30 protein-coding genes are annotated in these 22,481 nt (G+C 74.0%); 19 read left to right on the top strand and 11 right to left on the bottom strand.

All coding sequences use genetic code 11. The features are described 5' to 3' along the window. Positions 1-93: 93 nt before the first annotated feature. The 3 genes from OG553_RS17615 to OG553_RS17605 all read left to right on the top strand — a co-directional run bounded on the left by OG553_RS17615 (position 94) and on the right by OG553_RS17605 (position 2,568). A complete protein-coding gene (locus tag OG553_RS17615; RefSeq protein ID WP_405979891.1) occupies positions 94-1,599 on the top strand; it encodes a DEAD/DEAH box helicase in 1,506 nt (501 codons plus the stop codon). A gap of 46 nt (positions 1,600-1,645) precedes the next feature. Continuing rightward, positions 1,646-1,975: a CBS domain-containing protein gene (locus OG553_RS17610; RefSeq protein ID WP_405979890.1), complete on the top strand. Its 330-nt coding sequence runs from the start codon at positions 1,646-1,648 to the stop codon at positions 1,973-1,975. A gap of 251 nt (positions 1,976-2,226) precedes the next feature. After that, entirely contained in the window at positions 2,227-2,568 is a 342-nt protein-coding gene (locus tag OG553_RS17605; RefSeq protein WP_405979889.1) for a MerR family transcriptional regulator, read from the top strand. A gap of 78 nt (positions 2,569-2,646) precedes the next feature. Here the strand turns inward: OG553_RS17605 and OG553_RS17600 are convergent, their stop codons facing one another. Together OG553_RS17600 and OG553_RS17595 are read right to left on the bottom strand one after the other, a co-directional pair. After that, the gene (locus OG553_RS17600) at positions 2,647-3,021 is read right to left on the bottom strand and encodes an STAS domain-containing protein (protein WP_405979888.1); all 375 of its coding nucleotides are present in this window, start codon (positions 3,019-3,021) and stop codon (positions 2,647-2,649) included. A gap of 53 nt (positions 3,022-3,074) precedes the next feature. Continuing rightward, on the bottom strand, positions 3,075-3,737 hold the full coding sequence (locus tag OG553_RS17595; RefSeq protein WP_405979887.1) for an HSP18 transcriptional regulator: 663 nt from the start codon (positions 3,735-3,737) through the stop codon (positions 3,075-3,077). A 128-nt stretch (positions 3,738-3,865) separates the two neighbouring features. Between OG553_RS17595 and OG553_RS17590 the strand changes: the two genes are divergently transcribed. From OG553_RS17590 to OG553_RS17580, 3 genes are all read left to right on the top strand, one after another. Continuing rightward, positions 3,866-4,300 (top strand): Hsp20/alpha crystallin family protein, encoded by a 435-nt coding sequence (locus tag OG553_RS17590; RefSeq protein ID WP_405979886.1) that lies wholly within the window; start codon positions 3,866-3,868, stop codon positions 4,298-4,300. Between the two features lie 104 nt (positions 4,301-4,404). Continuing rightward, positions 4,405-4,800, top strand: a complete 396-nt coding sequence (locus OG553_RS17585) for a DUF2267 domain-containing protein (protein ID WP_405979885.1) — start codon at positions 4,405-4,407, stop codon at positions 4,798-4,800. Between the two features lie 58 nt (positions 4,801-4,858). Further along, on the top strand, positions 4,859-5,302 hold the full coding sequence (locus tag OG553_RS17580) for a DUF2267 domain-containing protein (protein ID WP_405979884.1): 444 nt from the start codon (positions 4,859-4,861) through the stop codon (positions 5,300-5,302). A gap of 97 nt (positions 5,303-5,399) precedes the next feature. On the opposite strand, the gene OG553_RS17575 is transcribed toward OG553_RS17580, so the two are convergent. Beyond that, positions 5,400-6,611, bottom strand: coding sequence for an NAD(P)/FAD-dependent oxidoreductase (locus OG553_RS17575; protein ID WP_405979883.1), 1,212 nt, complete (start codon positions 6,609-6,611; stop codon positions 5,400-5,402). A gap of 189 nt (positions 6,612-6,800) precedes the next feature. On the opposite strand from OG553_RS17575, the gene OG553_RS17570 reads away from it, so the two are divergent. From OG553_RS17570 to OG553_RS17560, 3 genes are all read left to right on the top strand, one after another. Then, complete coding sequence (locus tag OG553_RS17570) at positions 6,801-7,469, top strand: TetR/AcrR family transcriptional regulator (RefSeq protein WP_405979882.1); 669 nt, start codon at positions 6,801-6,803, stop codon at positions 7,467-7,469. A gap of 128 nt (positions 7,470-7,597) precedes the next feature. Continuing rightward, positions 7,598-8,077, top strand: coding sequence for a pyridoxamine 5'-phosphate oxidase family protein (locus OG553_RS17565; protein WP_405979881.1), 480 nt, complete (start codon positions 7,598-7,600; stop codon positions 8,075-8,077). Beyond that, the gene (locus tag OG553_RS17560; protein ID WP_405979880.1) at positions 8,074-8,949 is read left to right on the top strand and encodes an alpha/beta fold hydrolase; all 876 of its coding nucleotides are present in this window, start codon (positions 8,074-8,076) and stop codon (positions 8,947-8,949) included. Before OG553_RS17565 ends, OG553_RS17560 begins: the two co-directional genes overlap by 4 nt. On the opposite strand, the gene OG553_RS17555 is transcribed toward OG553_RS17560, so the two are convergent. Together OG553_RS17555 and OG553_RS17550 are read right to left on the bottom strand one after the other, a co-directional pair. Further along, complete coding sequence (locus tag OG553_RS17555) at positions 8,891-9,091, bottom strand: antitoxin (RefSeq protein ID WP_405979879.1); 201 nt, start codon at positions 9,089-9,091, stop codon at positions 8,891-8,893. The two genes, OG553_RS17560 and OG553_RS17555, sit on opposite strands and share 59 nt — an antisense overlap. Positions 9,092-9,194: 103 nt before the next feature. Next, positions 9,195-10,094, bottom strand: a complete 900-nt coding sequence (locus OG553_RS17550; RefSeq protein WP_405979878.1) for a LysR family transcriptional regulator — start codon at positions 10,092-10,094, stop codon at positions 9,195-9,197. A gap of 87 nt (positions 10,095-10,181) precedes the next feature. On the opposite strand from OG553_RS17550, the gene OG553_RS17545 reads away from it, so the two are divergent. Continuing rightward, positions 10,182-11,267: an alkene reductase gene (locus OG553_RS17545; RefSeq protein ID WP_405979877.1), complete on the top strand. Its 1,086-nt coding sequence runs from the start codon at positions 10,182-10,184 to the stop codon at positions 11,265-11,267. A gap of 9 nt (positions 11,268-11,276) precedes the next feature. Here OG553_RS17545 and OG553_RS17540 read toward each other — a convergent pair whose 3' ends face one another. After that, on the bottom strand, positions 11,277-12,113 hold the full coding sequence (locus OG553_RS17540) for an L-threonylcarbamoyladenylate synthase (protein ID WP_405979876.1): 837 nt from the start codon (positions 12,111-12,113) through the stop codon (positions 11,277-11,279). Positions 12,114-12,307: 194 nt separating this feature from the next. Between OG553_RS17540 and OG553_RS17535 the strand changes: the two genes are divergently transcribed. The 4 genes from OG553_RS17535 (at position 12,308) to OG553_RS17520 (ending at position 14,040) form a co-directional block, all read left to right on the top strand. Then, complete coding sequence (locus OG553_RS17535; protein ID WP_405979875.1) at positions 12,308-12,835, top strand: RNA polymerase sigma factor; 528 nt, start codon at positions 12,308-12,310, stop codon at positions 12,833-12,835. After that, a complete protein-coding gene (locus OG553_RS17530) occupies positions 12,823-13,305 on the top strand; it encodes a hypothetical protein (protein ID WP_405979874.1) in 483 nt (160 codons plus the stop codon). Before OG553_RS17535 ends, OG553_RS17530 begins: the two co-directional genes overlap by 13 nt. A gap of 79 nt (positions 13,306-13,384) precedes the next feature. Next, positions 13,385-13,795 (top strand): VOC family protein, encoded by a 411-nt coding sequence (locus tag OG553_RS17525; RefSeq protein WP_405979873.1) that lies wholly within the window; start codon positions 13,385-13,387, stop codon positions 13,793-13,795. Continuing rightward, complete coding sequence (locus tag OG553_RS17520) at positions 13,795-14,040, top strand: hypothetical protein (protein WP_405979872.1); 246 nt, start codon at positions 13,795-13,797, stop codon at positions 14,038-14,040. The genes OG553_RS17525 and OG553_RS17520 overlap by 1 nt, the downstream gene beginning before the upstream one ends. A gap of 33 nt (positions 14,041-14,073) precedes the next feature. On the opposite strand, the gene OG553_RS17515 is transcribed toward OG553_RS17520, so the two are convergent. Beyond that, a complete protein-coding gene (locus OG553_RS17515; protein ID WP_405979871.1) occupies positions 14,074-14,667 on the bottom strand; it encodes an MBL fold metallo-hydrolase in 594 nt (197 codons plus the stop codon). A gap of 105 nt (positions 14,668-14,772) precedes the next feature. Here OG553_RS17515 and OG553_RS17510 point away from each other — a divergent pair, with 105 nt between their 5' ends. Beyond that, the gene (locus OG553_RS17510) at positions 14,773-15,732 is read left to right on the top strand and encodes a GlxA family transcriptional regulator (protein WP_405979870.1); all 960 of its coding nucleotides are present in this window, start codon (positions 14,773-14,775) and stop codon (positions 15,730-15,732) included. Here OG553_RS17510 and OG553_RS17505 read toward each other — a convergent pair. After that, positions 15,713-16,660 (bottom strand): alpha/beta fold hydrolase, encoded by a 948-nt coding sequence (locus tag OG553_RS17505; protein WP_405979869.1) that lies wholly within the window; start codon positions 16,658-16,660, stop codon positions 15,713-15,715. The two genes, OG553_RS17510 and OG553_RS17505, sit on opposite strands and share 20 nt — an antisense overlap. A gap of 108 nt (positions 16,661-16,768) precedes the next feature. On the opposite strand from OG553_RS17505, the gene OG553_RS17500 reads away from it, so the two are divergent. Beyond that, complete coding sequence (locus OG553_RS17500; protein WP_405979868.1) at positions 16,769-17,395, top strand: TetR/AcrR family transcriptional regulator; 627 nt, start codon at positions 16,769-16,771, stop codon at positions 17,393-17,395. A 243-nt stretch (positions 17,396-17,638) separates the two neighbouring features. Here OG553_RS17500 and OG553_RS17495 read toward each other — a convergent pair whose 3' ends face one another. Further along, complete coding sequence (locus OG553_RS17495) at positions 17,639-18,277, bottom strand: hypothetical protein (protein ID WP_405979867.1); 639 nt, start codon at positions 18,275-18,277, stop codon at positions 17,639-17,641. Positions 18,278-18,496: 219 nt separating this feature from the next. Here OG553_RS17495 and OG553_RS17490 point away from each other — a divergent pair, with 219 nt between their 5' ends. After that, positions 18,497-19,477 carry a LuxR C-terminal-related transcriptional regulator gene (locus OG553_RS17490; RefSeq protein WP_405979866.1) on the top strand — a complete coding sequence of 327 codons (981 nt, stop codon included), beginning with the start codon at positions 18,497-18,499 and terminating at the stop codon, positions 19,475-19,477. 67 nt (positions 19,478-19,544) lie between these two features. Here OG553_RS17490 and OG553_RS17485 read toward each other — a convergent pair whose 3' ends face one another. Next, positions 19,545-20,588, bottom strand: a complete 1,044-nt coding sequence (locus tag OG553_RS17485) for an aldo/keto reductase (RefSeq protein WP_405979865.1) — start codon at positions 20,586-20,588, stop codon at positions 19,545-19,547. A 97-nt stretch (positions 20,589-20,685) separates the two neighbouring features. Between OG553_RS17485 and OG553_RS17480 the strand changes: the two genes are divergently transcribed. Both OG553_RS17480 and OG553_RS17475 read left to right on the top strand, forming a co-directional pair. Continuing rightward, positions 20,686-21,336, top strand: a complete 651-nt coding sequence (locus tag OG553_RS17480) for a TetR/AcrR family transcriptional regulator (RefSeq protein WP_405979864.1) — start codon at positions 20,686-20,688, stop codon at positions 21,334-21,336. 9 nt (positions 21,337-21,345) lie between these two features. Next, positions 21,346-21,978: a hypothetical protein gene (locus tag OG553_RS17475; RefSeq protein ID WP_405979863.1), complete on the top strand. Its 633-nt coding sequence runs from the start codon at positions 21,346-21,348 to the stop codon at positions 21,976-21,978. A 57-nt stretch (positions 21,979-22,035) separates the two neighbouring features. Here OG553_RS17475 and OG553_RS17470 read toward each other — a convergent pair whose 3' ends face one another. Further along, positions 22,036-22,428 (bottom strand): molybdopterin-binding protein, encoded by a 393-nt coding sequence (locus OG553_RS17470; RefSeq protein WP_405979862.1) that lies wholly within the window; start codon positions 22,426-22,428, stop codon positions 22,036-22,038. Positions 22,429-22,481 lie beyond the last annotated feature (53 nt).

Below are 22,481 nucleotides of genomic sequence, written 5' to 3'. Positions count from 1 at the left end.
GCCGCATTTTAATTCGGCCCGTGCCGTGATTCCCGACGCCGTTCATCCGCCGCTGGAATTCCTCGATACGCGCCGCATCAAGGAAGGTTCTGAATGGACCCCACACGCACGAACGGCCGTTCCTCCCGTGCCCGCCGCAACGGCGGCCCCGTGTACGGCTCAGCCGGTTCGGGACTGAGCAGCCCCTCCCGTTCGTCCGCCCCGAACCGATCGGGAGCTCCGGGGCGCTTCGGCGCAGGCGGCCGGCGGCCCGCCCCGGCGCAGGGCGAGTTCGCACCGCCGAAGACGGTCACCCCTGCGCTGCCCCCCGTCGAGAGGTTCGCCGATCTGGCCCTGGACCGGCGTCTCCTGGCCGCGCTCACCGTGCAGGGCGTGGTCGTCCCGTTCCCCATCCAGGGCGCGACACTGCCGAACTCCCTGGCCGGCCGTGACGTCCTCGGCCGCGGCCGGACCGGCTCCGGCAAGACCCTCGCCTTCGGTCTGTCCCTCCTCGCCCGCACCGCCGGACAGCTCGCCGAGCCCTGCCGGCCGCTGGCGCTCGTCCTGGTCCCCACCCGGGAACTCGCGCAGCAGGTCACCGACGCCCTCGCTCCCTACGCCCGCGCCGTGAACCTGCGCCTGGCCACCGTCGTCGGCGGCATGCCGATCCGTCGACAGGCGAACGCCCTGCGCGGGGGCGCCGAAGTCGTCGTGGCCACGCCCGGCCGCCTCAAGGACCTGATCGACCGCGGCGACTGCCGGCTGGACCAGGTCTCGATCACCGTCCTGGACGAGGCCGACCAGATGGCCGACATGGGGTTCATGCCGCAGGTCACGGCGCTCCTGAACGAGGTCCGCCCCGAGGGCCAGCGAATGCTGTTCTCCGCGACGCTGGACCGCAACGTCGACCTCCTGGTCCGGCGCTACCTCACCGATCCCGTCGTCCACTCCGTGGACCCCTCCCAGGGCGCGGTCACCACGATGGAGCACCACGTCCTCCACGTGCACGATGCCGACAAGCACCGGCTGACGACCGAGATCGCCGCGCGCGACGGCCGAGTGATCATGTTCCTGGACACCAAGCACGCCGTGGACCGCCTCACCGCGGACCTCCTCGGCTGCGGTGTCCGGGCCGGCGCCCTGCACGGCGGGAAGTCGCAGCCACAACGCACCCGCACCCTCTCCCAGTTCCGGACCGGACACGTCACCGTCCTGGTCGCGACGAACGTCGCCGCGCGCGGCATCCACGTCGACCACCTCGACCTCGTCGTCAACGTGGACCCCCCGGCCGACCACAAGGACTACCTCCACCGCGGCGGCCGTACCGCCCGGGCCGGCGAGTCCGGCAGCGTCGTCACCCTGGTCACCGCCGGCCAGCGCCGTGACATGACCCGCCTCATGGCGAACGCCGGCATCGTGCCCGAGACCACCCGGGTCCGCTCGGGCGAGGAGGCCCTCGCCCGGATCACCGGCGCACGCACCCCGTCGGGCATCCCGGTGACGATCGCCGCGCCGCCCGCCGCGCCGCCCGGGCGCGACGCGACCTCCCGCGGTCGGCGCCGTCCCGCCCCGGCAGCACGGGGCGCCGACACGCGGCGCTCCGCCGACTCGGCGGCCTGAGGTCCACGTGATCCGGAAGCCGGCCCATCTCCTCAGGAGGCACGTTGTGACACCGGTCCACACACAGCTCCGTTCGGCGCCCGCCATCACCGCGGCCAGGACGGTGACCGACACCGGGGACGGGGGAGGACTCCGGGTCGGTGACCACATGACCGTCGAGGTGGCCCTGGCCGTCATGGCCGGCGCCCCCGCCGGGCGCCTGCTCGTCTGCGACGACGACGGCCTGTGCACCGGACTGGTCACCACGGCCCAGCTCACCGCCGTCCGGGACAGCCCCTCCTACTCGGACCACCTCCGGCTGCGCGACCTCCCCGGCAACGGCGCGCCGCCCGCCGGGCACCCCGGGAGCCTCGTCCGCTCCCCGTCCCGTGCGTGACGGTCGACCGGGACGGCCCGGGTAGCCCGGGCCCGCCCTCGTCCTGCAAGCCTCGTCCTCGCCCCGCCGGGCATCCGGCGGGGCGAAGTGCTGCCCAGCGGGATCGGTGCGGGCTCGGGGATCGAGGCAGGCCGGGAGCCGGACACAGGAGGCGGCGCGATATCGGGGTCGGGAGATGGTGTAGTAGTTCCTTCAGGGTCCTGGTGCCGTACGGCACCAGGACCCTGAACGCGTTCCGCAGAGAGGACCACATGACAGCAGACGACTCGTACGACCGTCTCGACGACGACGACTATCCCGCCTACACGATGGGCCGGGCCGCCGAAATGATCGGCACCACCCAGAGCTTCCTCCGGGCCATCGGGGACGCCCGCCTGATCACGCCCCTGCGTTCCGAGGGCGGCCACCGCCGCTACTCCCGTTACCAGCTGCGCATCGCCGCCCGCGCCCGGGAACTCGTCGGCCAGGGAACCTCCATCGAGGCAGCCTGTCGCATCATCGTCCTGGAAGACCAGCTCGAGGAAGCCCAGCGCATCAACGCCGAATACCGCCGCGCAGCGACTCAGCAGCCCGAGGACACCTCTGCCGGCTGAAGCGGTTCCAGGCGATCACGGGCACGGCGTCGCGCGAGACGCCATGCGGTCGGTACCGGGCCGGAAGTGCTGCGGCGCCTACTCCCGCACTTGCCGACAGGCCGGCGGGTACGGGTCCACGGGGAAGAGGGGGCGGGCGCCCGTGATCTCGAGGAGGCGCTGGAGCTGGGGGCTGGGGGCCGCCAGGCGGATGACGGTGCCGGTCCCTTGAGCTGTGCGGCGTGCGGTGAGGAGCACGTTCAGCCCCGAGGAGTCACAGAAGGTGAGGGCGCTGCAGTCGACCGCCACGGGCTTGGCCGGCGAGGCGTGGGCGAGGGCCTCGGACAGGGCGCGGTGCAGAGCGGGTGCGGTATCGATGTCGATCTCGCCCGTGGGCCTGATCGCGACGGCGTGGTCCAGGACCTCCACGGCGATGCCGCTGCCGCCGGCATCCTGGGGAAGCTGTCCGGCCATGGTGATCGCTCCTTGCGTCTTCGGACCTGCCCCCCGGCGCCCGGGGGTACGGGTCACGTGCTGCGCTGGTCGTGTGTGTCCCGGCGGAGTTGGTCGGTGTGGCGGGTGAGGGCGTCGATGCGTTCGGCGAGCTCGGCGTCCTCGGGCCGCAGGTGGGCGCGGGTGTCGGCGAGGGGCCGCACCAGCCGGGCCGTGTCGTTGTGGGCGAGGGCCTGGTTCAGGTCGCCGATGGCGCCCTCGGCACCGGCGGCGAGGCCGGTGAGGGCGGTGACCTGGCCCGCGAGGCGGCGCAGGTCGGCGGCGTTGTCTCGGGCCCAGGCGTCCACGCTGCGGTCGGCTGCGCGGGTGTCGCGGGTGGCCTGGACGCGTTCCTCGCCGGTGCTCCCGGCCTTGCCGGGGCGAAGCCTGAGGTAGCGGCGCTCGGCGGCCTGGCGGCTCGCGACCCCGAGCGGGCCCGCGAGGTCGGCCCAGCTGGCGCCTTGGCCGCGGGCGGTTTCGATCAGGCTGGTTTCCCAGCCGGCGAGCTGCTCTCGGACCTCGCGCAGCATCAGCAGCGCGGCCAGGGCCGGGTGCGGGCCGGCGCCCGGTCCCGAAGCCGCCGCCGGCGTGCTCGTGGAGCCTTGCTGCGCGTCCTTGAGGGCCTGGTCGATGGTCTCCAGGGCCGCGGCGGCGGCGAGGAAGGTGACGGGTGAGGTCCGGTCTGCAGCCTCGTTCATGACGGTCTCCGCGATCTGTCATCCTCCAGATGACGCCTTGCTTGTCATCGTTTCGATGACATGTTACAACGGGAGCACGTTGAAGCGCATTGGCAGTTTCTGCCTGAACCGACTGGAGGTGTTTCGCGATGTTGATGCGCACCGACCCGTTCCGCGAGATGGACCGGATCATTCAGCAGCTCTCCGGAGCGTCCGGCACGTGGTCGAAGCCGTCCGTGATGCCCATGGACGCCTACCGCGACGGCGACGAGTACGTGATCGCCTTCGACCTCCCCGGCGTCAGCACCGAGGCGATCGACATCGACGTCGAGCGGAACATGCTGACGGTCAAGGCCGAGCGCCGGCCCGCGGAGAAGGCCGACGGCGTGCAGATGGAGCTCTCCGAGCGGCCCCTCGGTGTCTTCTCCCGCCAGATCGTGCTGGCCGACACCCTCGACACCGAGCACATCGAAGCCGACTACGACGCGGGTGTCCTGACCCTGCGGATCCCGATCGCCGAGCGCGCCAAGCCGCGGAAGATCGCCATCGGCGGCGACTCCGGCCGCAAGCAGATCTCCGGCTGACCGGCCGGTACAGAGACGGAGGACGGGGAACCCGATCCCCCTCCGGCACCCCGTCCTCCGCGCCCCTCGCCCCCCTTTCACCCCTCCCCCGGAGGTGACGTGAGATGTCGATGCGCCGGGAAGCCTTCCTGGACCACGTCCAGGAACGCGGCGAGTACAGGACCCGGGAAGAAGCCGAACGCGCGGCCCGCGTCGTCCTCGCCCTGCTGGGCGCACACCTGGTCGGCACCGTCCGGGCCGGCCTAGCCGCCCGCCTCCCCGAGACCTACGCCCTGATCCTCCTCAACCCCCTGCAGGCCGCGGAGCCCCTCTCCCCCGAACGCTTCGTCCGCGCCACCGCGGCCTGGATCGAAGGCGCCACCGAGAAGACGGCGCTGTGGGACATCGGCGCGGTCCTGTCCACCGTGGCCGCAGCGGCCGGAGACGTCCTCATGCGCGACGTCCTGCTCCAGCTCCCACCCGGCTACGACCTCCTCTTCGGCCACCCCCAGCCCACCTGACCGGCCGGCACCACCCGCCGGACACCGAACCAGCGACGAGAAAGGCAACCACGGCACCATGTACGACCAGCCTCGACCGCACCAGGCCCAGGCCGCCATGACGTTCGAACAGATGCTGGAACGCGTGCGCTACGAAGGCGCCTACCCCACCCGCGAACGCGCCGAGGAAGCCGTCCGCAACGTCCTCGCCGCACTAGGACGCCAGCTCGTCGGCGACGAACGCGTCGACCTCGCCCAGTGCCTCCCCGTCGAAGCCGCCCTCGCCCTGACCGCCCAGGTCCCCGACACCGAACAGCTCACCGGCTGGAACTTCGTCAAGGACCTGGCCGCCCGCACCGACACCAGCCCGGCCATCGCCCGCTGGGACACCGGTGCCGTCCTCGCCGTCGTCACCCGCCTCACCGGCCCCGGCCTCCTCGACCGGATCCTCCACCAACTCCCCACCGGCTACGCACTCCTCTTCGGCCAGGCAGAACTGCACCAGCCACAGCCCACGGCGTGACGCGGCAGGTACGGGAAAGCCCGGGCCGGCACGCCGGGCCGACGCCGCGGCGGGCTTGGTCCGTCCCGCCGGCCCGGCCTCGTACAGGGAAGTCCGGTCAGGCATCCGCGCGCTGTGCGGTGGCCGGGGTTTCGGCCTGTCCGGCCTGCAGTACGCGCTGCTGGCGCGCGCCGCCTCCCGACATGCGGTGCAGCTTGTACCCGCCGGGCTTGTGGGCCTCGTGGGCCAGGTGCTTGACGACGCCCGCGCACACGGCCTCCTTGAGCTTCGCACCGAGCCGGCCGTTGACGTTGAACCACACCGCCACGTCCGACCTCTTGGCGAACTGGAAGATGCCGTCGCCGCGGCCCAGGCTGACGCACTGGGCGGCGAACGGCTGGTTGAGGGTCTCGGGCCGCTCGCCGGCGATCCGGCTGAGCACCGTGTCGGCGGCCCGTGCGCCCATGGGCATCGCCGCCTGGCAGCTCATCCGCAGCGGCAGGCCCGAAGGCGCCGCCGAATCCCCCGCCGCGAGGATGCGGTCGTCGTCGACGCTGGTCAGCGTCTCGTCCGTGAGCAGGCGGCCCAGCTCGTCGGTGCTCAGCCCGCTCCGCGCGGCCAGGTCCGGCACGCCGAAGCCGACGGTCCAGATGGTCACCGCACTGGGCAGCGTACGGCCGTCGGCCAGCCGCACCGCATCGCGCGTCACGGCCGTGACCTTCGCGTCGGGGCCGTCGAGCACCGTCACGCCGAGTCCGGCCAGCTTCGCCGCCACCGCGCGCCGGCCGCGCGCGTGGAGGTACGGGCCCAGCACCCCGCCGCACACCAGGGTCACCGCGCGCCCCTGCTCCGCCAGTTCCGCGGCGGTCTCGATGCCGGTCGGACCCGCCCCGACCACCGTCACCGCGGCGGCCTTCGGCGCGGCGTCGAGGACCGGCCGCAGCCGCCCGGCCTCCTCGAAGGTGCCGATCGGGTACGCGAACTCGGCCGCTCCGGGCACGTTCGGGTCGGCGCTGCCGCTGCCCACCGCGTACACCAGGTAGTCGTAGCCGACCGCGTCCCCGCCCGCCAGCTCCACTCTGCGCCCGGGCGCGTCGATCCGCGTCACCGAGTCGGCCACGAGCCGGACGTCCTGCCCCAGGACCTCCCGGTAGTCCACGACCGCGCCGTCCGTGCCGCCCACCAGCTGGTGCAGGCGGATCCGGTGGACGAAGCTCCGGCGCGGGTTGATCAGCGTGACCTTCACGTCGCCGCGCCGCGTCAGGCGGTTGGCCGCCATGACGCCCGCGTACCCGCCGCCGATCACGACCACATCGGTGTTCTCGTTCATGGTGTGTCCTCCGCTTCAAGGGGTTCGGCCTCAAGACACCGGCCGCCCGGCTCCTGTGACAGGCACGACGATCGAATTCACTTCCATGCATTCACTGCACTGCTGTGCAGCGACTGCATGAAGATATACTTACGGCCTGAGGGTGCGTCAAGACCCGTCCACCCACCGAACCGGGAGGGACAGCCCACGATGACCAGTGACGATCCGGTCCGACGCGGCGGCCGCGAAGCGCAGCGCCGCCGCACCCGCAAGGCGATCGTCGAAGCGGCGGTCCGGCTGTGCGCCGACGGAGCCACGCCGTCCGTCGACGAGATCGCGGCCGCGGCCGACGTGTCGCGCCGCACGGTCTACACGTACTTCCCGAGCCTCGACCACCTGCTGATCGACGCGACCGCGGGCGCGCTCAACGAGCCCCCGGTCGAGCGGGCACTGACCGACCCCGCCATCGCCGACGACCCCGCGGCCCGGGTGGACGCCCTCATAAGGACGCTGTTGCAGTACTCACCGCAGTCGCTCCCCCTCGGCCGCCGGCTGATCCGCCTGACCGTCGACCAGCCGGTCGCGGAAACGTCGGGGCCCGCCACCCCCCGCCGCGGACCCCGCCGGATCCAGTGGCTGGAGCAGGCCTGCGAGCCTCTGCGCGAGACGCTGAGCGAGGAGTCGTACCAGCGGCTCATCTCGGCCCTGACCATCGTGGTCGGCTGGGAGGCCCAGATCGCCCTGCGCGACGTCCGGGGCCTCGACCCGCAGGCCGAAGAGGAGGCCATCACCTGGGCGGCACGGGCCCTGGTGGAGGCGGCGATCAGGGAACACGAGGCGGAGGCGGACGGGGCGAAGGACGCCGGTTCCAGGCCCTGACGGCGGACCCCGCGGGACCGGCGGGACCGGCAGGACCGGCAGGACCGGCGGGACCGGCAGGACCGGTGGGACCGGCGGGGTCGTACGCTGAACACCGCCTGACACGTGTCGACTTGACGGAGGAAACCATGACGACCGCGCCGCCGCGTGAACTCGACGAGAGGCTCCGGGACACGCGCGAGCGGTTCGAGAACGACGTCGACCTGTGGCTCGCGTCCTCGGGCGCGCCGGGCGGCGCGCACCTCGTCCCGCTGTCGTTCCTGTGGGACGGGGCGGCGTTCCTCGTGTCGACCCCGCGCGCCTCGGTGACGGGCCGCAACCTCCTGGCCGACGGCCGGGTGCGGCTCAGCCTCGGGCCGACCCGTGACGTCGTCATGGTCGACGGCACCGCCGAGCCCGTGGACCTCGCCGACCTCCCCCCGGGGACCGGGGACACCTTCGGGGCCAAGACCGGGTTCGACCCGCGGGACCTCGACGCCTACCAGTACTTCCTCGTCCGGCCGGACCGCGTCCAGGCCTGGCGGGAGGCGAACGAGCTGCGCGGGCGCGACCTGATGCGCGACGGCCGCTGGCTGGACTCGCCGGACCGGCCGGCGGAGGGCGCGTGAGCTGGGTGGAGCGCGTCGTCGTCCGGGAGGGCGTGCGGATCTCCTGCCGGGACTGGGAAGGGGATGGGGACGGGAACGCGGACGGGGACGGGACACCCGTCGTCCTGCTGCACGGGCTGGCCGGGCACGCGGGGGAATGGGACGCCGTCGCACGTGAGTTGAGCCCCCGCCACCGGGTCGTGGCCGTGGACCAGCGCGGCCACGGCTGCTCCGAGCGGCGGCCCGCGGACGTGTCCCGGGCCGCGTACGTCGCCGACGCCGTCGCCGTGTGCGAGCAGCTCGGCCTGCGCCGCCCCGTTCTGGTGGGCCAGTCGCTGGGCGGCCACACCGCCCTGCTCGCCGCCGCCGCGCACCCCGGGGCCTTCCGCGCGCTCGTCCTCGTGGAGGCCGGGCCGGGCAGGCCCGCCCCCGGGGTGCAGGCGGAGATCGGCGGCTGGCTGGACTCCTGGCCCGCGCCGTTCCCCACGCGGCGGGCCGCCGTCGAGTTCCTGGGCGGCGGCCCGGTCGGCGAGGGCTGGGCGGCCGGCCTGGAGGAACGCGACGGCGGCTGGTGGCCGCGCTTCGAGCGCGACGTGATGGTCGCGTCACTGGCGGAGAACGCCCGGCGGGCCTACTGGGACGAGTGGTCTGGCGTGTCCTGCCCGACCCTGGCCGTGTTCGGACAGTCCGGCTTCATCACGCCCGAAGAGATCGGCGAGATGCTCCGGCTGCGGCCGGAGACGGTCGCACTGAGCGTCCCCGGGACGGGACACGACCTCCACCTGGAGCGGCCGGACGTCCTGCTGGACCTGCTCCGCGGACTGCTGGGGAGCGTCAGGGACGGGGCGGGTTCGGGTTCTCCGGCGGCGCGTCCGTCCCCAGCTGCTCGTTGATCTTCTGCTGGGCCATGTCGACCTGGCTCTGATACTTGTTGCCGGTCTTCGCGTCGAAGGCGTCGCCCGCCTTCTCCACACCCTGCCTCACCTGGTCCTCGTGGCCCTTCAGCATGCCCTTGAGCTTGTCGAGCATCGACATGGGTTCCTCCTAGCGGACGCCGGCGCGCCAGAGCGCGCAGCCGGCACCCCCAGCATCCGCGCGTTCGTCCCGAGGCGCACGCCGGAGCCGCACCCCGAAGGCGTCAGCGCAGGTCGGGGCCCGCGAGCTCGCAGGCCGTGTCGACGAACGCGCGTACGCGGGCGCTCGCTCCGGCCGTCGGCCAGAAGAAGCCGTAGTCGACCGTCGGGGCGTCGCTGAACGGGATCCACGCCACGTCGGGCCGCGCGTAGTAGCGCTCCGCCGTCTCGCTGGCGGGCGAGACCCCCTTGCCCCGGCCGATCAGGCTCAGCAGCTCCGTCCAGTACGTGACGGCGGGCGCGTGCGGGACGGGCCGCCCGGCCGGGGTCCGCCGGGGGTAGTGGTGGTCGAGCCAGTGCTGCGGGACGTCGTCCCCTGATACGGCGAGGAGCCGCGCCTGCGCGAGGTCCTCCACGGACACGGACGCGCGCCGCGCGAAGGGGTGCGCGGCCGGGACCATCAGTACGCGCGGCTCCCGGCGCAGCAGCGGCCCCACGGTGAAATCGGGTTCCTCCACCGGGAGTTCGCTGACCTGGAGGTGTACCCGGCCGCCGCGCATCGGGCCGAACGGGTCGGAGAGCTGCACCTCGTGGATCTCGACCTCGCAGTCGGGGTACCGGGAGCGGAAGGCGTCCCCGGCCCTCAGGAGCGTCTCGGCGACCATCGGGCTGGAGTACCCGACGCACAGCACGCCCGTGAAACCCCGGCCCGCGGCCGTGGCCCGGTCCACGGCCCGCCGCAGCTGCTCCCGCACCGGCAGCAGGTCGTCGCGCAGCTGCCGTCCCACCGGGGTCAGGGCGACGCGCCGGCTGGTCCGTTCGAACAGGGCGACGCCGATGCGGCGCTCCAGTTTCTTGATGGTCTGGCTGACCCGCCCCTGGGCCAGACCGAGCCGCTCGGAGGTGCGCCTGAAGTGCAACTCCTCGGCCAGCGTGAGGAATGCCTCGATCTCGTGTCGTTCCACCGCCCGGCCCCCATCGGTGAGTCCCGGTCACCGATCGTAGATCAGATCGGTCTTGTTCGACCCCCGCGTCCGTTCGAAAGTGGGCCCATGACCAGCGTCTTCGACCCCGCTCGACTCGGTGCCCTACAGCTGCCCAACCGCCTGGTGATGGCACCGATGACCCGTAACCGCGCCGCCGCCGACGGCGTTCCGACACCGCTGATGGCCACCTACTACGCGCAGCGCGCCTCGGCGGGGCTGATCATCGCCGAGGCCTCGACGCCGAACGCGGTGGGCCAGACGTACCCGAACATCTCCGCGATCCACAACGACGCCCACGTGGCCGGCTGGCGGCGGGTCACGGAGGCGGTGGGCGCCGCCGGCGGGCGCATGTTCCTCCAGATCCAGCACGGCGGCCGGATCGGCCACCCCGACAACAGCGGCGGCCTGTCTCCCGTCGCGCCCTCGCCGGTCCCGCTGCCCGACACGATCTTCACCCCGGGCGGGCACCGGCCGGCCGTGGTGCCCCGCGAGATGACCGCCGAGGACATCCGCACCACCGTCGCCGACTTCGCCGCGGCCGCGCGCCGCGCGATCGACGCCGGGTTCGCCGGGGTGGAGGTGCACGGCGGCAACGGCTACCTGCTCCACCAGTTCCTGGCCTCCGGGACCAACCACCGCACCGACGGCTACGGCGGCTCGGTGGAGGGCCGCACCCGGTTCGTGCGCGAGGTGGTCGGGGCCGTCGCCGCCGAGGTCGGAGCGGAGCGGGTGGGCCTGCGCGTCGCCCCCGGCGTCACGGCCAACGGCATGCACGAGGACGACGCCGACGAGGTGTACCCGGCGCTCGTCGACGCCCTCGACGGCATCGGCCTGGCCTATCTGCACGTGGTCTTCGCCGACCCGGACCAGCCCCTCTTCCAGCGCGTCCGCAAGCAGTGGACGGGCACGCTGATCGCCAACCCGGCGCTGCCGTGGCCGGGCCCGCTGCCCGCCGACGGCGGCCGGCACGAGGCCGAGCGGCTGCTCGCCGCCGGGGCCGACCTGGTCTCCCTCGGCCGCGCCTTCCTCGCCAACCCCGACCTGGTGGAGCGGCTGCGCGCCGGAGCCGCCCTGAACCCGCTGCGGGAGGCGGGGCTGATGTACGTGGGCGGGGCGGACGGGTACACCGACTACCCCGCGCTGCCGGCCTGACCCCGCCGGTCAGTCCGCGTACGTACGCGGGTGCAGGCGGCGGGCCGCGCGGGGCGACGGGACGACGGCGAAGCCGTGGTTGGCCGCGATCGCCCGGGTGTGGTCCGCCGAGAGGGAGCCGTGCCTTTCGAGGGTGAGGACGGGAAGGCCCGAGCGGCCGCGGCCGGGTGCGCGGTGGAACGACAGCACGGTGGTCGACATCGGGGCGTGGTGCGGGTGGCGCCGGCGGGCCGCGGGCTCGTCGTCGTGCACGAGGATCCTGACGTCCGCCTCGTGGCCGAAGTCGGCGATCACGCCCTCGGCGCGCCAGTGGGCCGGTTCGTGCTCAGCGCCGGTCAGGTGGCGGGAGCGGTTCACCGAGGTGATGGAGAGCAGTGCGTCCCCGGTGCGGTCCAGCGCCTCCGCGAGGAACCCGTTGGACGGGCAGCGGTAGCCCGGTCCGATGAGCTGCACGGTCGTGACCCCGTCCTGGACGGCCGTCAGATGGTGCGGCACGTGCGCGGCCGCCGGTCCCCGGAACCCGAACGGGCCGAGCAGGAAGAGCTCTTCGACGAGCTGGCGGAGCTGCCGGCGCGGCAGCTCCGCGGGGAGCAGGTTCCAGTCGAAGAGCGACGGGACCCGCTCGGGGACCGTGGTGACGCTGCCGACCTGCCCGTCGGGGCGTCCCTTCATCCGGTTGACCCGGTCGACGGCGGCCCGGTCGGCGCGCGCGGTGACGGCGTAGAAGTTCCCGAACCCGTGGGCCACCGCGCAGCCTTCCGCGAGCGCGCCCGCCGCGGTCCGTACGTCCTCGGCGTCGTCCAGGACCAGATGCCGCCCGCTCGTCCTCGTTCGCTGTCCGTTCACTTCCGGCCTCCGAAATGATCTTTTAAGAAAGCCAACGACGGGGCTCCCGAGTCGTCACCCCCGGGAGCGGCCGCGGTCCTCCCCGACCCGGTCCCGCGATGTGACGCGGGTCACGGGGAATGTTCCGGCGGTCGCCGCGCTCTTTCCTGCCGAGACCTCGTCGAGGAGGAAGCAGAGGAAGCGATGGGGACCCCGTGAGCAGAACCGGCACCGCGGACACGCGGCCCGACGCGGACGTGGCGGAGCTCGTGCGCGCCGCCCAGCGCGGCGACCGGATGGCGGTCCAGGACCTGCTCGACCTGCTGACCCCCTACGTGGGCCGGCTGTGCGGGCCCATCGCCCTCCAGGACGGCCCGGACGCCGCCCAGGAGGCGCTGATCACGGTCTTCCGCAGGCTGGGGCAACTGCGCGAGCCCGCCGCCCTGTTCGGGTGGGTGCGGGTGATCGCCGTACGGGAGGCCGTCCGGCTGGCCCGGTCGGCGGCCCGCGCCGTACCGGACCCGCTCGACGACGTCCCCGCCGCCGGTGATCCCCAGCTCGCCGCCGACGTCCGGGACGTGCTGGAGCGGCTCACCCCGGCCCACCGCGCCGTCCTGGTCCTGCGCGACCTGGAGGGCATGGACGAGCACTCCGTCAGCGCACTGCTCGGCGTACCCGAGCCCACCGTGCGGACCCGGCTCTTCCGGGCCCGCCGCAACTTCAGGAAGGCGTGGGGACGTTGAACGAGGACTGGCCCGTCGCCGAACTCGACCCGGTCCGCAGGCTGCGGGTCGTCGCCCGCAGCACCCCGGCCGCCTCCTACGCGGAGCACCTGGTCCCGGCGCCCTTCGACCGGGTCTGGGAGCTGGCCTCCGACCTGGAGGAACAGCTTCCCCGGCTGATCACGGACATCAGCGCCTTCACCGTCACCTCGTCCCGCGGCGACCGCCTGGAGGCGCGGGCGCGCAGCCCGCTGGGCCTGCGGGCCCGCTTCGACATCGTGCTGCGGCCCGGCTGGTGCCTGCTCCAGAGCCGGTTCGTGCTGGGCGGGATGGCCGCCGTGGCCGAGGGCGACGACACCCGCTTCGCCTTCTTCGGCGCCCTGCGGATCCCGGGCGTCCGGCTGCTGGACCGCGCCCTGACCCCCCTGGTGGACCCGCTGGGCGCCAAGGCCCTCAAGCGGCTGACCGACCAGCTGGAGGAGACCCCCTGAGCGGTGTCCCGGGCGGCGCGGGCCGAACCGGTCAGGATTCGAGAAGCGCCCCCGGATGCCCGCAACTAACGTGGCGTGCATGGACATCACCATTCACACCACGGCCCTCCCGCACGACGACCCGGACGCCTCGGTGGCGTTCTACCGCGACGTCCTCGGCTTCGAGGTGCGCAGCGACGTCGGCCAGGGCAAGATGCGCTGGATCACCGTAGGCCCCGTCGGCCAGCCCGGTACGTCGATCCTGCTGGCGCCGCCGGCCGTCGACCCCGGCATCACCGAGGACGAGCGCCGCACCATCACGGAGATGATGGCCAAGGGCACCTACGGCTGGATCCTGCTGGCCACCCCGGACCTGGACGGCGTCTTCGAGAAGGTGCAGGCCACCGACGCCGAGGTGGTCCAGGAGCCGACCGACCAGCCGTACGGCGTGCGCGACTGCGCCTTCCGCGACCCCGCGGGGAACCTGGTCCGGATCCAGGAACTGCGCTGATGTGCCGCCCCGGGTGGGCCCGCGCGCTCACCGAGGCGCAGCACCTGAGGACGCTGGTGCGGCTGCGCCGGGTGCGCGACCGGATCGACCGGGAGCTCGCGCGGCCGCTGGACGTCCTGGCCCTCGCGCGGGCGGCGGGCATGCCGGCCGGGCAGCTCAGCCGCGAGTTCCGGCTCGCCTACGGCGCGTCCCCGTACGCCTACGTGACGGCGCGCCGGGCCGCCGCGACGGCTGCCGCCGCCTGAGCGCGGCCTGATCCGGAGGAGTGAGGAGACGGCCTAGAGGGGCGCGGTGTCGTCCGCCGGGAAGGCGGGGCCGTGGCCGGGGACGATGACGTCCGCGGCGGCGAGCACCCGCTCCCGGGAGGCCCGCAGGACGGCCTGGTCCGGGGCGACCGGGTCGTCGACCGGGCCGTTGGGGCGCCACCACAGGTCGCCCACGAAGGCGACGACGCCCTCGTCCGTGCCGGCCAGCAGTGTGATGTCCTCGCGGCTGTGGCCGGGGGTGCGGATCAGCCGGAGCGAGGGGCTCAGCTCGTGGCCCTCGGCGTCGCGGTCGGTCCACTGGTCGTTCTCGTAGATCGCCTTGTGGTCGTGGACGCGGGCGTGGCCGAAGAGGCCGACGTTCATGGTGTTGTCGGGGTGGTGGTGGCTGAGCACCACGTCGGTGATGTCGTCGGGGCCGAGGCCCAGTTCCGCGAGGGGGCCGAGGATCCGGTCGCGGCCCGCGACCATGCCGGGGTCGACGATCACGTGGCGGTCGCCGTCGCCCACGTAGGAGACGGTGGCGGCCACGCCGGGGCCGGTGGAGAGGGTGTAGCCGGTGGTCAGGATGCGGAAGCGGGCGGTGGCGCCGAGCGGTGTGTTCGTCATGCCCCCAAGTCTTCGGGGTGGCGGGCCCCTTCACGAGTGGCCGTACTGCCACTGATCGCGGGAATCGTGCCACGGGTGCGGCCGTGCGCGTGCCAGACTGCGCGCATGCCGCCCTTCGTGTCCGTCGCCGCGTACGCCCCTCCCGGTGTCGGGATGCTGGGGGCGGGGATCGTCTCCGAGGTGTTCGACGACCGGGGGCAGGGCCTGCCCCGCTTCGACTTCGCCCTCTGCACGGACCGGCCCGGGGCGGTGCGCAGCGATGTGGGGCTGCCGCTGATGGTGGAGCACGGCCTGGACCGGCTGGCCTCCGCCGACCTCGTGATCGCCCTGCCCTGGGCGGGCTTCCGTACGCCGCCGCCCGCCGCCGTACTGGAGGCGCTGGCCGCCGCGCACGGGCGGGGCGCGCTGGTGGCGGCGCACTGCGTGGGGGCGTTCGCGCTCGCGGCGGCCGGGCTGCTGGACGGGCGCCGGGCCACCACCCACTGGCGGTTCGCCGGTCTGCTGGCCGAGCGCCATCCGGGGGTCGGCGTGGAGCCGGACTCCCTGTACGTGGACGAGGGGTCGGTGGTGACGGGCGCGGGCGCCGCCGCCGGCTTCGACCTGTGCCTGCACCTGCTGCGCCGGGAGTACGGGGCCGCCACGGCCAACGCCATCGCCCGGGACCTGGTGCTGCCCTCCCACCGGGACGGCGGGCAGGCCCAGTACCTGGCGACGCCGGTGCCGGAGGACTGCCGGGACGAGAAGCTGGCCGAGGTGCTGGCGTGGGCCCGGGAGCACCTGCACGAGCCGCTGCCGGTGGCGGAGCTGGCCCGGCGGGCGCTGATGAGCCGGCGCTCGTTCGCCCGGCGCTTCGCGGCCTCGACCGGGACCACCCCGCACGCCTGGCTGCTGGGGCTGCGGATCAGCCGTGCCGAGGAGCTGCTGGAGACCACCGACCTGCCGGTCGAGGAGATCGCCCGGCTGGTCGGCTTCGGGAGCGCGGCGGTGCTGCGCGAGCAGTTCGTACGGCGGCGCGGGGTGCCGCCGCGCTCGTACCGCAGGGCGTTCAGCCGCGCCGCGCGGTGAGGGAGTCGACGTCCTCCATGAAGGAGAGCATCCGGGCGTTGACCACGTCGGGGTGGTCGATCTGCGGGCCGTGGCCGGTCGCGGAGATGATCTCGGCGCGGGCTCCTGGGACGAGGCGCGGTACGCGTTCCAGCTGCCGTTTGGGGTGCACGAGCAGGCTGTGCTTGCCCATGATCACGTAGAGCGGGGTCCGGACGGTCCGCAGCTCGTCCTCGGTCAGCGGCAGGGGGGCGGGGCGGCGGATCCGGTAGGCGCGGGCGCCGAGCTGGATCCACGCGCGCATCTCGGGGACGGCGAGGACCGGCTGGTCCAGCCACTTCGCGAGCCGGGGGCGCAGCGCCTTGGGGGCGAAAGTGGCGAACAGGCTCACGAAGACCCAGCCGAAGAAGCGCAGGCCGACCTTCTCCAGGCCGCCGGGGTCGAGGGCGGTGACGGAGGCGAGCCGTCCGGGCCGCAGGTGGGCCTGGTTGAGCACGAGCCAGCCGCCGTAGGAGGAGCCGACGAGGTGGACCCGGTCGAGGCCGAGCGCGTCGAGGGCCTCGTCCATCCACTGCGCGGCGCGCTCGGGCTGCCACATGGGCTCGCGGTGGACGCTGCGGTTGGCGTCGCCGGGGGTGTCGAGGGCGTAGACGGGGCGGTCGAGGCTCAGGCCCGGGGTGTTGGGGTACCACATGGCCGAGCCGTAGCCGGCGCCGTGGATCAGGACGATCGGGGTCCGGGACTCGGCGGCGGGGTCCGTGGGGCCGTAGCGGTAGACGTGGGTGGTGCCGAAGCTCGTCTCCACGTCCGTCTCGGAGCGGACCGGGGCGCCCATCGCGAACAGGACGTCGGCGGCGGCGAAGTAGCGGTCGCGCAGGGTGTCGTTGACGTAGCGGCCGACGTCACGGCGTACGCGGGGCGTGCTCTGGGTCACGGCGGTCTCGGGCACGGCGGCACCTCCTGGGAAGATCCGTTCTTCGTGATACGAACGTACCATGTTGTTGGTACAGCGGTACCATCAAGTGGGGGCCAGGGTGACGGACGGAGACACGAGGACATGCCGAAACGGGTTGACCACGAGGAACGGCGCGGCCAGATCGCCGAGGCGCTGGTCCGGGTGGCCGGACGGCGCGGACTGCACGCCGTCGGCATGCGCGACGTCGCCGCCGAGGCCGGGGTCTCGCTCCGGCTCGTGCAGTACTACTTCGAGACCAAGGAGAAGCTGCTCCTCTACGGGCTCCAGCACCTCACCGACCGCTTCACCGCGCGCGTCGGCGCCCGCCTCGCCGCCGCCGGACCCGCCCCCGGGCCGCGCGCGACGGCCGAGGCCCTGCTGCTGGCCTCCCTGCCCACCGACGAGGAGAGCCGCACCTTCCACCTGCTCTACAGCTCGTACGCGATCCTGTCCGTGACGGACGGGGCACTGGCCGCGCAGCCGTTCATCGACAACCCCGACGCCGCCGAGGACGCCCTGGCCGGACTGCTCGCGCAGGCCCGCGAGGCGGGCCTGACCGGCCCGGACATCGACGCGCGCACGGAGGCCATCGGCCTGCTGGCCATGGCGGGCACCCTGGGCACCAGCATCCTCGTCGGCCAGCGGGGACCCGACTCGGCCGTTGCGGTACTGCGCCACCACCTGGACCGGATCTTCACCCCGCCGCCGCCCGGGGCCGGGCCCCTGTAGCCCGAGGTCATGACCCGCTAGGGCACCCGCCTCACCGCCTGGCCGGACTCCCTGACCACCGCGACCTGAGCCCGCGACCGGCCCCGGGCCGTACGCCGACAGCCGGGCCGGACCTCCCGGCCGCCTTCGGGCCGTACGCCGGCCACCCGGGCCGGACCCCGGCCGCGCCAGGCCGGACGACGGCCGCCTCCGGGCCGGACCCCGGCCGCGCCGAGCCGGGGCCCGGTCCGCCCACCGGCCTGATCAGGCCGGGGTGTTGCGGCGGCCCGCCCGCAGGCCCGTCGCCGCGCCCGCCGTCCACAGCACCGCCGCGCAGCCGAGGCCCGGCACCGCCTGCCAGACGTTCGCGGTCGCCCCCGGCAGCAGCGTGGCCAGGGCCGCCAGGCCGACGGTGGCGATCATCGCCGCGCCGACCACCCGCAGCACCGGCGCGCTCAGGCTCCGGGCCATCGGGAAGAAGTGCGCCCCGACCACCAGCGCCGACCAGCTCAGCATGAGCTCCGGCCGGTGCAGGGAGTTGCGCACGAAGCCGTTGCCCACCCCGAGCGCGACGGCCTGGACGAGTACCACCGTGAGGAACTTCGGCCCGCCTGCCGGGGCCGGGGCCATCGGAAGTCCCGGCTCCGCTGCGGGCGTGCGCCGCGCCAGCACGAAGAGCCGTACGACGGCGGCCGCACTCGCCGCCAGCAGGACCAGCCCCGCCACCAGCACGGCCCGGCCGGCCGAGCCGTGGACGGCCGGACGGCCCAGCACGAACCACATCAGCCCGAACCCCGTACCGATCAGCGCCCCTCTGCCGCCGTTGCGGAGCTGCTCCCGCCGGGTGCGGACGGCGGGGCGGGCGGCGGGCCGGACGCCGGGGCCGGCGATGGTCTTTTCCACAGTTCTGGTCTCCTCGTCTCCTCGTCTCCACGTCCAGCCTCGCCCGCGCGCGGCACCGGACGGAAGCGGATCCGCGGGCAGGAAGAACCGCGTGGCAGCTCGGTGCCACCCCTCCCCGACCCGCTCGAACTGGCGATCGCACCACGGCGTCTCATAAGTTGGACGCTTCGGCGCGGCTCGGGCAGGCAGAGTGCGCGGGGGACCGGACGGGGAACGCCCATGCTGGAACTACTGGGGCTCGACGCCGGGACGGCCACGGTCTACCAGCTCGTGCTGGCCGACCGGACCTGGGGCGAGGTCGAACTCGCCGCCCGTCTGGAGGTACCGGCCGCCGTCGTACGCGCCTCCCTGGCGAAGCTCACCGAACTGAGGCTCCTGCACCGCTCCCCGCTGGACGACGAACTCCGGCCCAGCGACCCGGCCCTGGGCCTGCGCGAACTCCTCAACCAGCACAAACGCGAACTGGAACGGCGGCAGGAGGCCGTCGCGCGCTGCGAGGCCGACGTGGCCGCGGCCCTCGTCACCTACTCCGACCTGTACACCGGTCAGACCCGGCACGTGGCACGCCGGTTCCTGGGCGTGGAGTCGGTGCAGGGCCGGATCCGGGAACTGTCCGCGGGGGCCCGCTCCGAGTGCCTCACCTTCAACCCGGGCGGCGCCCAGTCCCCGGCCAGCCTGGAGGCGAGCAGGGCCCTGGACCGCGACACGCTCGACCGGGGCGTCAGGATGCGGACGGTCTACCTCGACAGCGTCTGCAACGACGCCGTGACCCGCGAGTACGCCGAGTGGCTCACCGGCCTCGGCGGCGAGGTGCGCACCGTCCCCACGCTGCCCTTGCGGATGCTCCTGTTCGACCGGAAGACCGTGATCGTCCCGGCCGACCCGGACAACACCCGCAAGGGCGCGGTGGAGCTGTCGGAACCCGGCGTGGTCGTCGGCCTCGCCGGACTCTTCGACCGGGTCTGGGAGTCGGCCACGCCCCTGGGCGCGGTCCGGGACCGCGACGACCGCGGTCTGACGCGGCAGGAGCGGGAGCTGCTGAAACTGCTGGGCTGCGGCCTCACCGACGAGGCCGCCGGACGCCAACTGGGCCTGTCCCTGCGCACGGTGCGCCGGATGATGGCCGAGCTGATGAAGCGCCTCGGCGCGGGCAGTCGCTTCGAGGCGGGCCTGCGGGCCGCGCAGCGGGAGTGGATCTGACGGCGCCGGGCGGCAACGGGCACGGGCGCGGTCACGCGATCGGGACCGGCCGGGCACGCGGGCGCGGTCACGCGCGCGGGAGCAGCGGCGGGTTGAGGCGGGCGAAGCCCTCCTGCCGCTCGTACGGGAAGTACGGGTACGGCGCCGGCCGGTGGCTCGCGGCGTCCAGCCGGGCCACCTGGCCGGGGGTCAGCTCCCAGCCGACGGCGCCGATGTTCTGCCGCAGCTGCTCCTCGTCGCGGGCGCCGACGAGGACGGTGGAGACGGTCGGGCGGCGCAGCAGCCAGTTGATGGCCACCTGGGGAACGGTCCGGCCGGTCTCCCGCGCGACCTCGTCGAGGGCGTCGACCACGTCGTAGAGGTGCTCCTCCGCCACCGGCGGGCCGTAGTCGGCGGTCTCGTGGAGCCGGCTGCCGGCCGGCAGCGGGCGGCCGCGGCGCAGCCTGCCGGTGAGCCGCCCCCATCCCAGGGGGCTCCACACCACCGCGCCGACGCCCTGGTCGTGGGCGAGGGGCATCAGCTCCCACTCGTAGTCGCGGCCGACGAGCGAGTAGTACACCTGGTGGGCCGCGTAGCGGGGGAATCCGTGCCGGTCGGCGGCGGACAGGGACTTCATCAGCTGCCAGCCCGCGAAGTTGGAGACGCCGGTGTAGCGGATCTTGCCGGAGCGGACGAGCTGGTCGAGCGTGGACAGCACCTCCTCGACGGGGGTGGCGGCGTCGAAGCCGTGCAGTTGGAAGAGGTCGATGTGGTCGGTGCCGAGCCGGCGCAGGGCGTCCTCGACCGCCCCGATCAGCCGCGACCGGGAGGTGCCGTACTCGCCGGGGCCGTCACCGGTGGGCAGGCCCGCCTTGGTGGAGATGACCACTTGGTCCCGGCGGCCCTTGACGGCCCGTCCGAGGACCTCCTCCGAGGCTCCCGCCGAGTAGACGTCGGCGGTGTCGAACAGGGTGATGCCGGCGTCCAGGCAGATGTCCACCATCCTGCGCGCCTCCTGGGCGTCCGTGCTGCCCCAGGCTCCGAAGACGGGGCCCCGGCCGCCGAAGGTGCCGGCTCCGAAGCCGAGGGCGGGGACCTTGAGGCCGGATGCGCCGAGCTGCCTGTACTCCATGACGGAACTCCTCCTGTGAGCGGTAATGGAACCGCAGACCCTTTAAGGTGATCCCAACGTAACAGCCGATCACCACTAATGGAACCGGAGACCCGTTATGACTTCGCCGAGTGAGACCCCGGAGGGCGAGCCGGGGACCGTGCGCCCCGGGGGCCGGACCGCCCGGGTGCGGGCCGCCGTGCTGGAGGCGGCCGGGGACATGCTGGCCGAGCAGGGCTTCCACGGGCTGGACCTCGCCGAGATCGCCCGGCGGGCCGACGTCGGCAAGACCACCGTCTACCGGCGCTGGGGCACCGTGGCCGGCCTGGTCGCCGACCTGCTCACGGACATGGCCGAGCAGTCGCTGCCGCGCACCGACACCGGCTCGCTGGAGGAGGACCTGCTGGCCAACGCCGGGCTCGTCCGGCGCACCCTGTCCGACCCGCGCCAGGGACCCCTGTTCAAAGCCGTCATCGCCGCGGCCACGGGCGACGCCCGGACGGCCGAGGCGCTGCACCGGTTCTACGAGGTCCGGGTCGCGGAGTGGGCGCCCTGCGTCCGGGAGGCCGTCGAGCGGGGCGAACTCCCCGAGGGCACCGACGCCGCGGAGGTGGTCCGCGCCGTCTCCGCCCCGCTGTACTACCGGCTGCTGACCACGGACGCCCCGCTGGACGAGGCCGCGGCCCGGCGGGCGGCCGCGGCGGCGGTGGCGGCGGCCCGCGCGGGGGCCTTCGTACGGACTCCCCGGGCCGTGGAGGGCGGTTGTTAGCCTGCGGCAGTGGGACTGGACATCACCGTGGTCGCGGCCGACTGGGAGCACCTCGCGCGGATACCGGCGGAGGAGCGCCTCGACGCCCTGACCGACGCCGTGCACCCGTACTTCTGCTGCGACGCCTGTGAAGAGGCCGACCGGGCGGTCACCGGCGGCTGGGCCTCGCCGATGGGGGTCCCGTGGTGCGCCGAGTACCGCTTCTCCGGGACGACCGGCACCTATGCCTGGCACTTCTGGCTGGCCGAGACCTGGCAGAGCGTCAGGGACTCCGTCGAGCCGGGTCTGCGGGACGGCCTCGACGCCTTCCTCGGCGGCCTGGTCTGGGACGGCCCGGACTACGCCGAGGACCCCGGCGCAGAGGACCCGCCGGCCCTGCGCGGCTTCCCGGACGACCCCGAACCGTGGCGGCCGCGGCTGCTGCTGGGCCGGGCGCCGGAGGAGGTGGCGGCGCTCGCCCGCGCCTGGGAGGGGGTCTCGCCCCGGCTGGGGGAACTGCGCGGCCCCGTCGCCGCGGCGGGTTTCCGCTGGTCGGGCTGGCCCGACACCTTCGACGGGGCCACCGCGCTGATGCGCGAGTGGGGCGAGGCCGTCACGGGCGCCGCCGCACGGCGCCGGGGGCTGGTCGGACTCCCGTACTGAGGGCTCCCGTACTGAGGCCGGCGTACCGAGGCTGCCGCACCGGGGCGGTACCGGGCCTCAGGTGCGGTCGACGAAGACGCTGGTGGACTTCACCCGGGCCGTGGCGCGCATGCCGACCTCCAGCCCCAGCTCCTCCACCGCCTCACGGGTCAGCAGCGAGACCACCCGGTGCGGACCCGCCTGGATCTCCACCTGCGCGCTGACCGAGCCCAGCCGGATGCCCGTGACGATGCCGGGGAAGGCGTTGCGGGCCGAGGTGTAGGGGGCCTCGTCGTCCTCCCCCGCCTCCTGGGCCACCTCGACGCAGAACGCCGCCAGGTCCGGCCCGTCGACGATCCTGCGGTTGCCCTCCCGCCGGGTCGGAAAGCGCTCGGCGTCCGCCCATCGGCGGGCGGTGTCACTGCTGACGCCGAGCAGCCGGGCTGCCTGGCCGATCGTGTAGGACTCCATGCACCGCAGCGTAGGCGGTGCCGGGCCCGGGCGGTGAGCAGGGCGACGGCGGG

This window comes from Streptomyces sp. NBC_00158, assembly GCF_045160885.1.
In the GTDB taxonomy this organism is placed as follows: Bacteria; Actinomycetota; Actinomycetes; order Streptomycetales; family Streptomycetaceae; genus Streptomyces.
The sequence above is the reverse complement of the archived record's forward strand: the minus strand, read 5'-3'. Positions and strand labels throughout refer to the sequence as shown.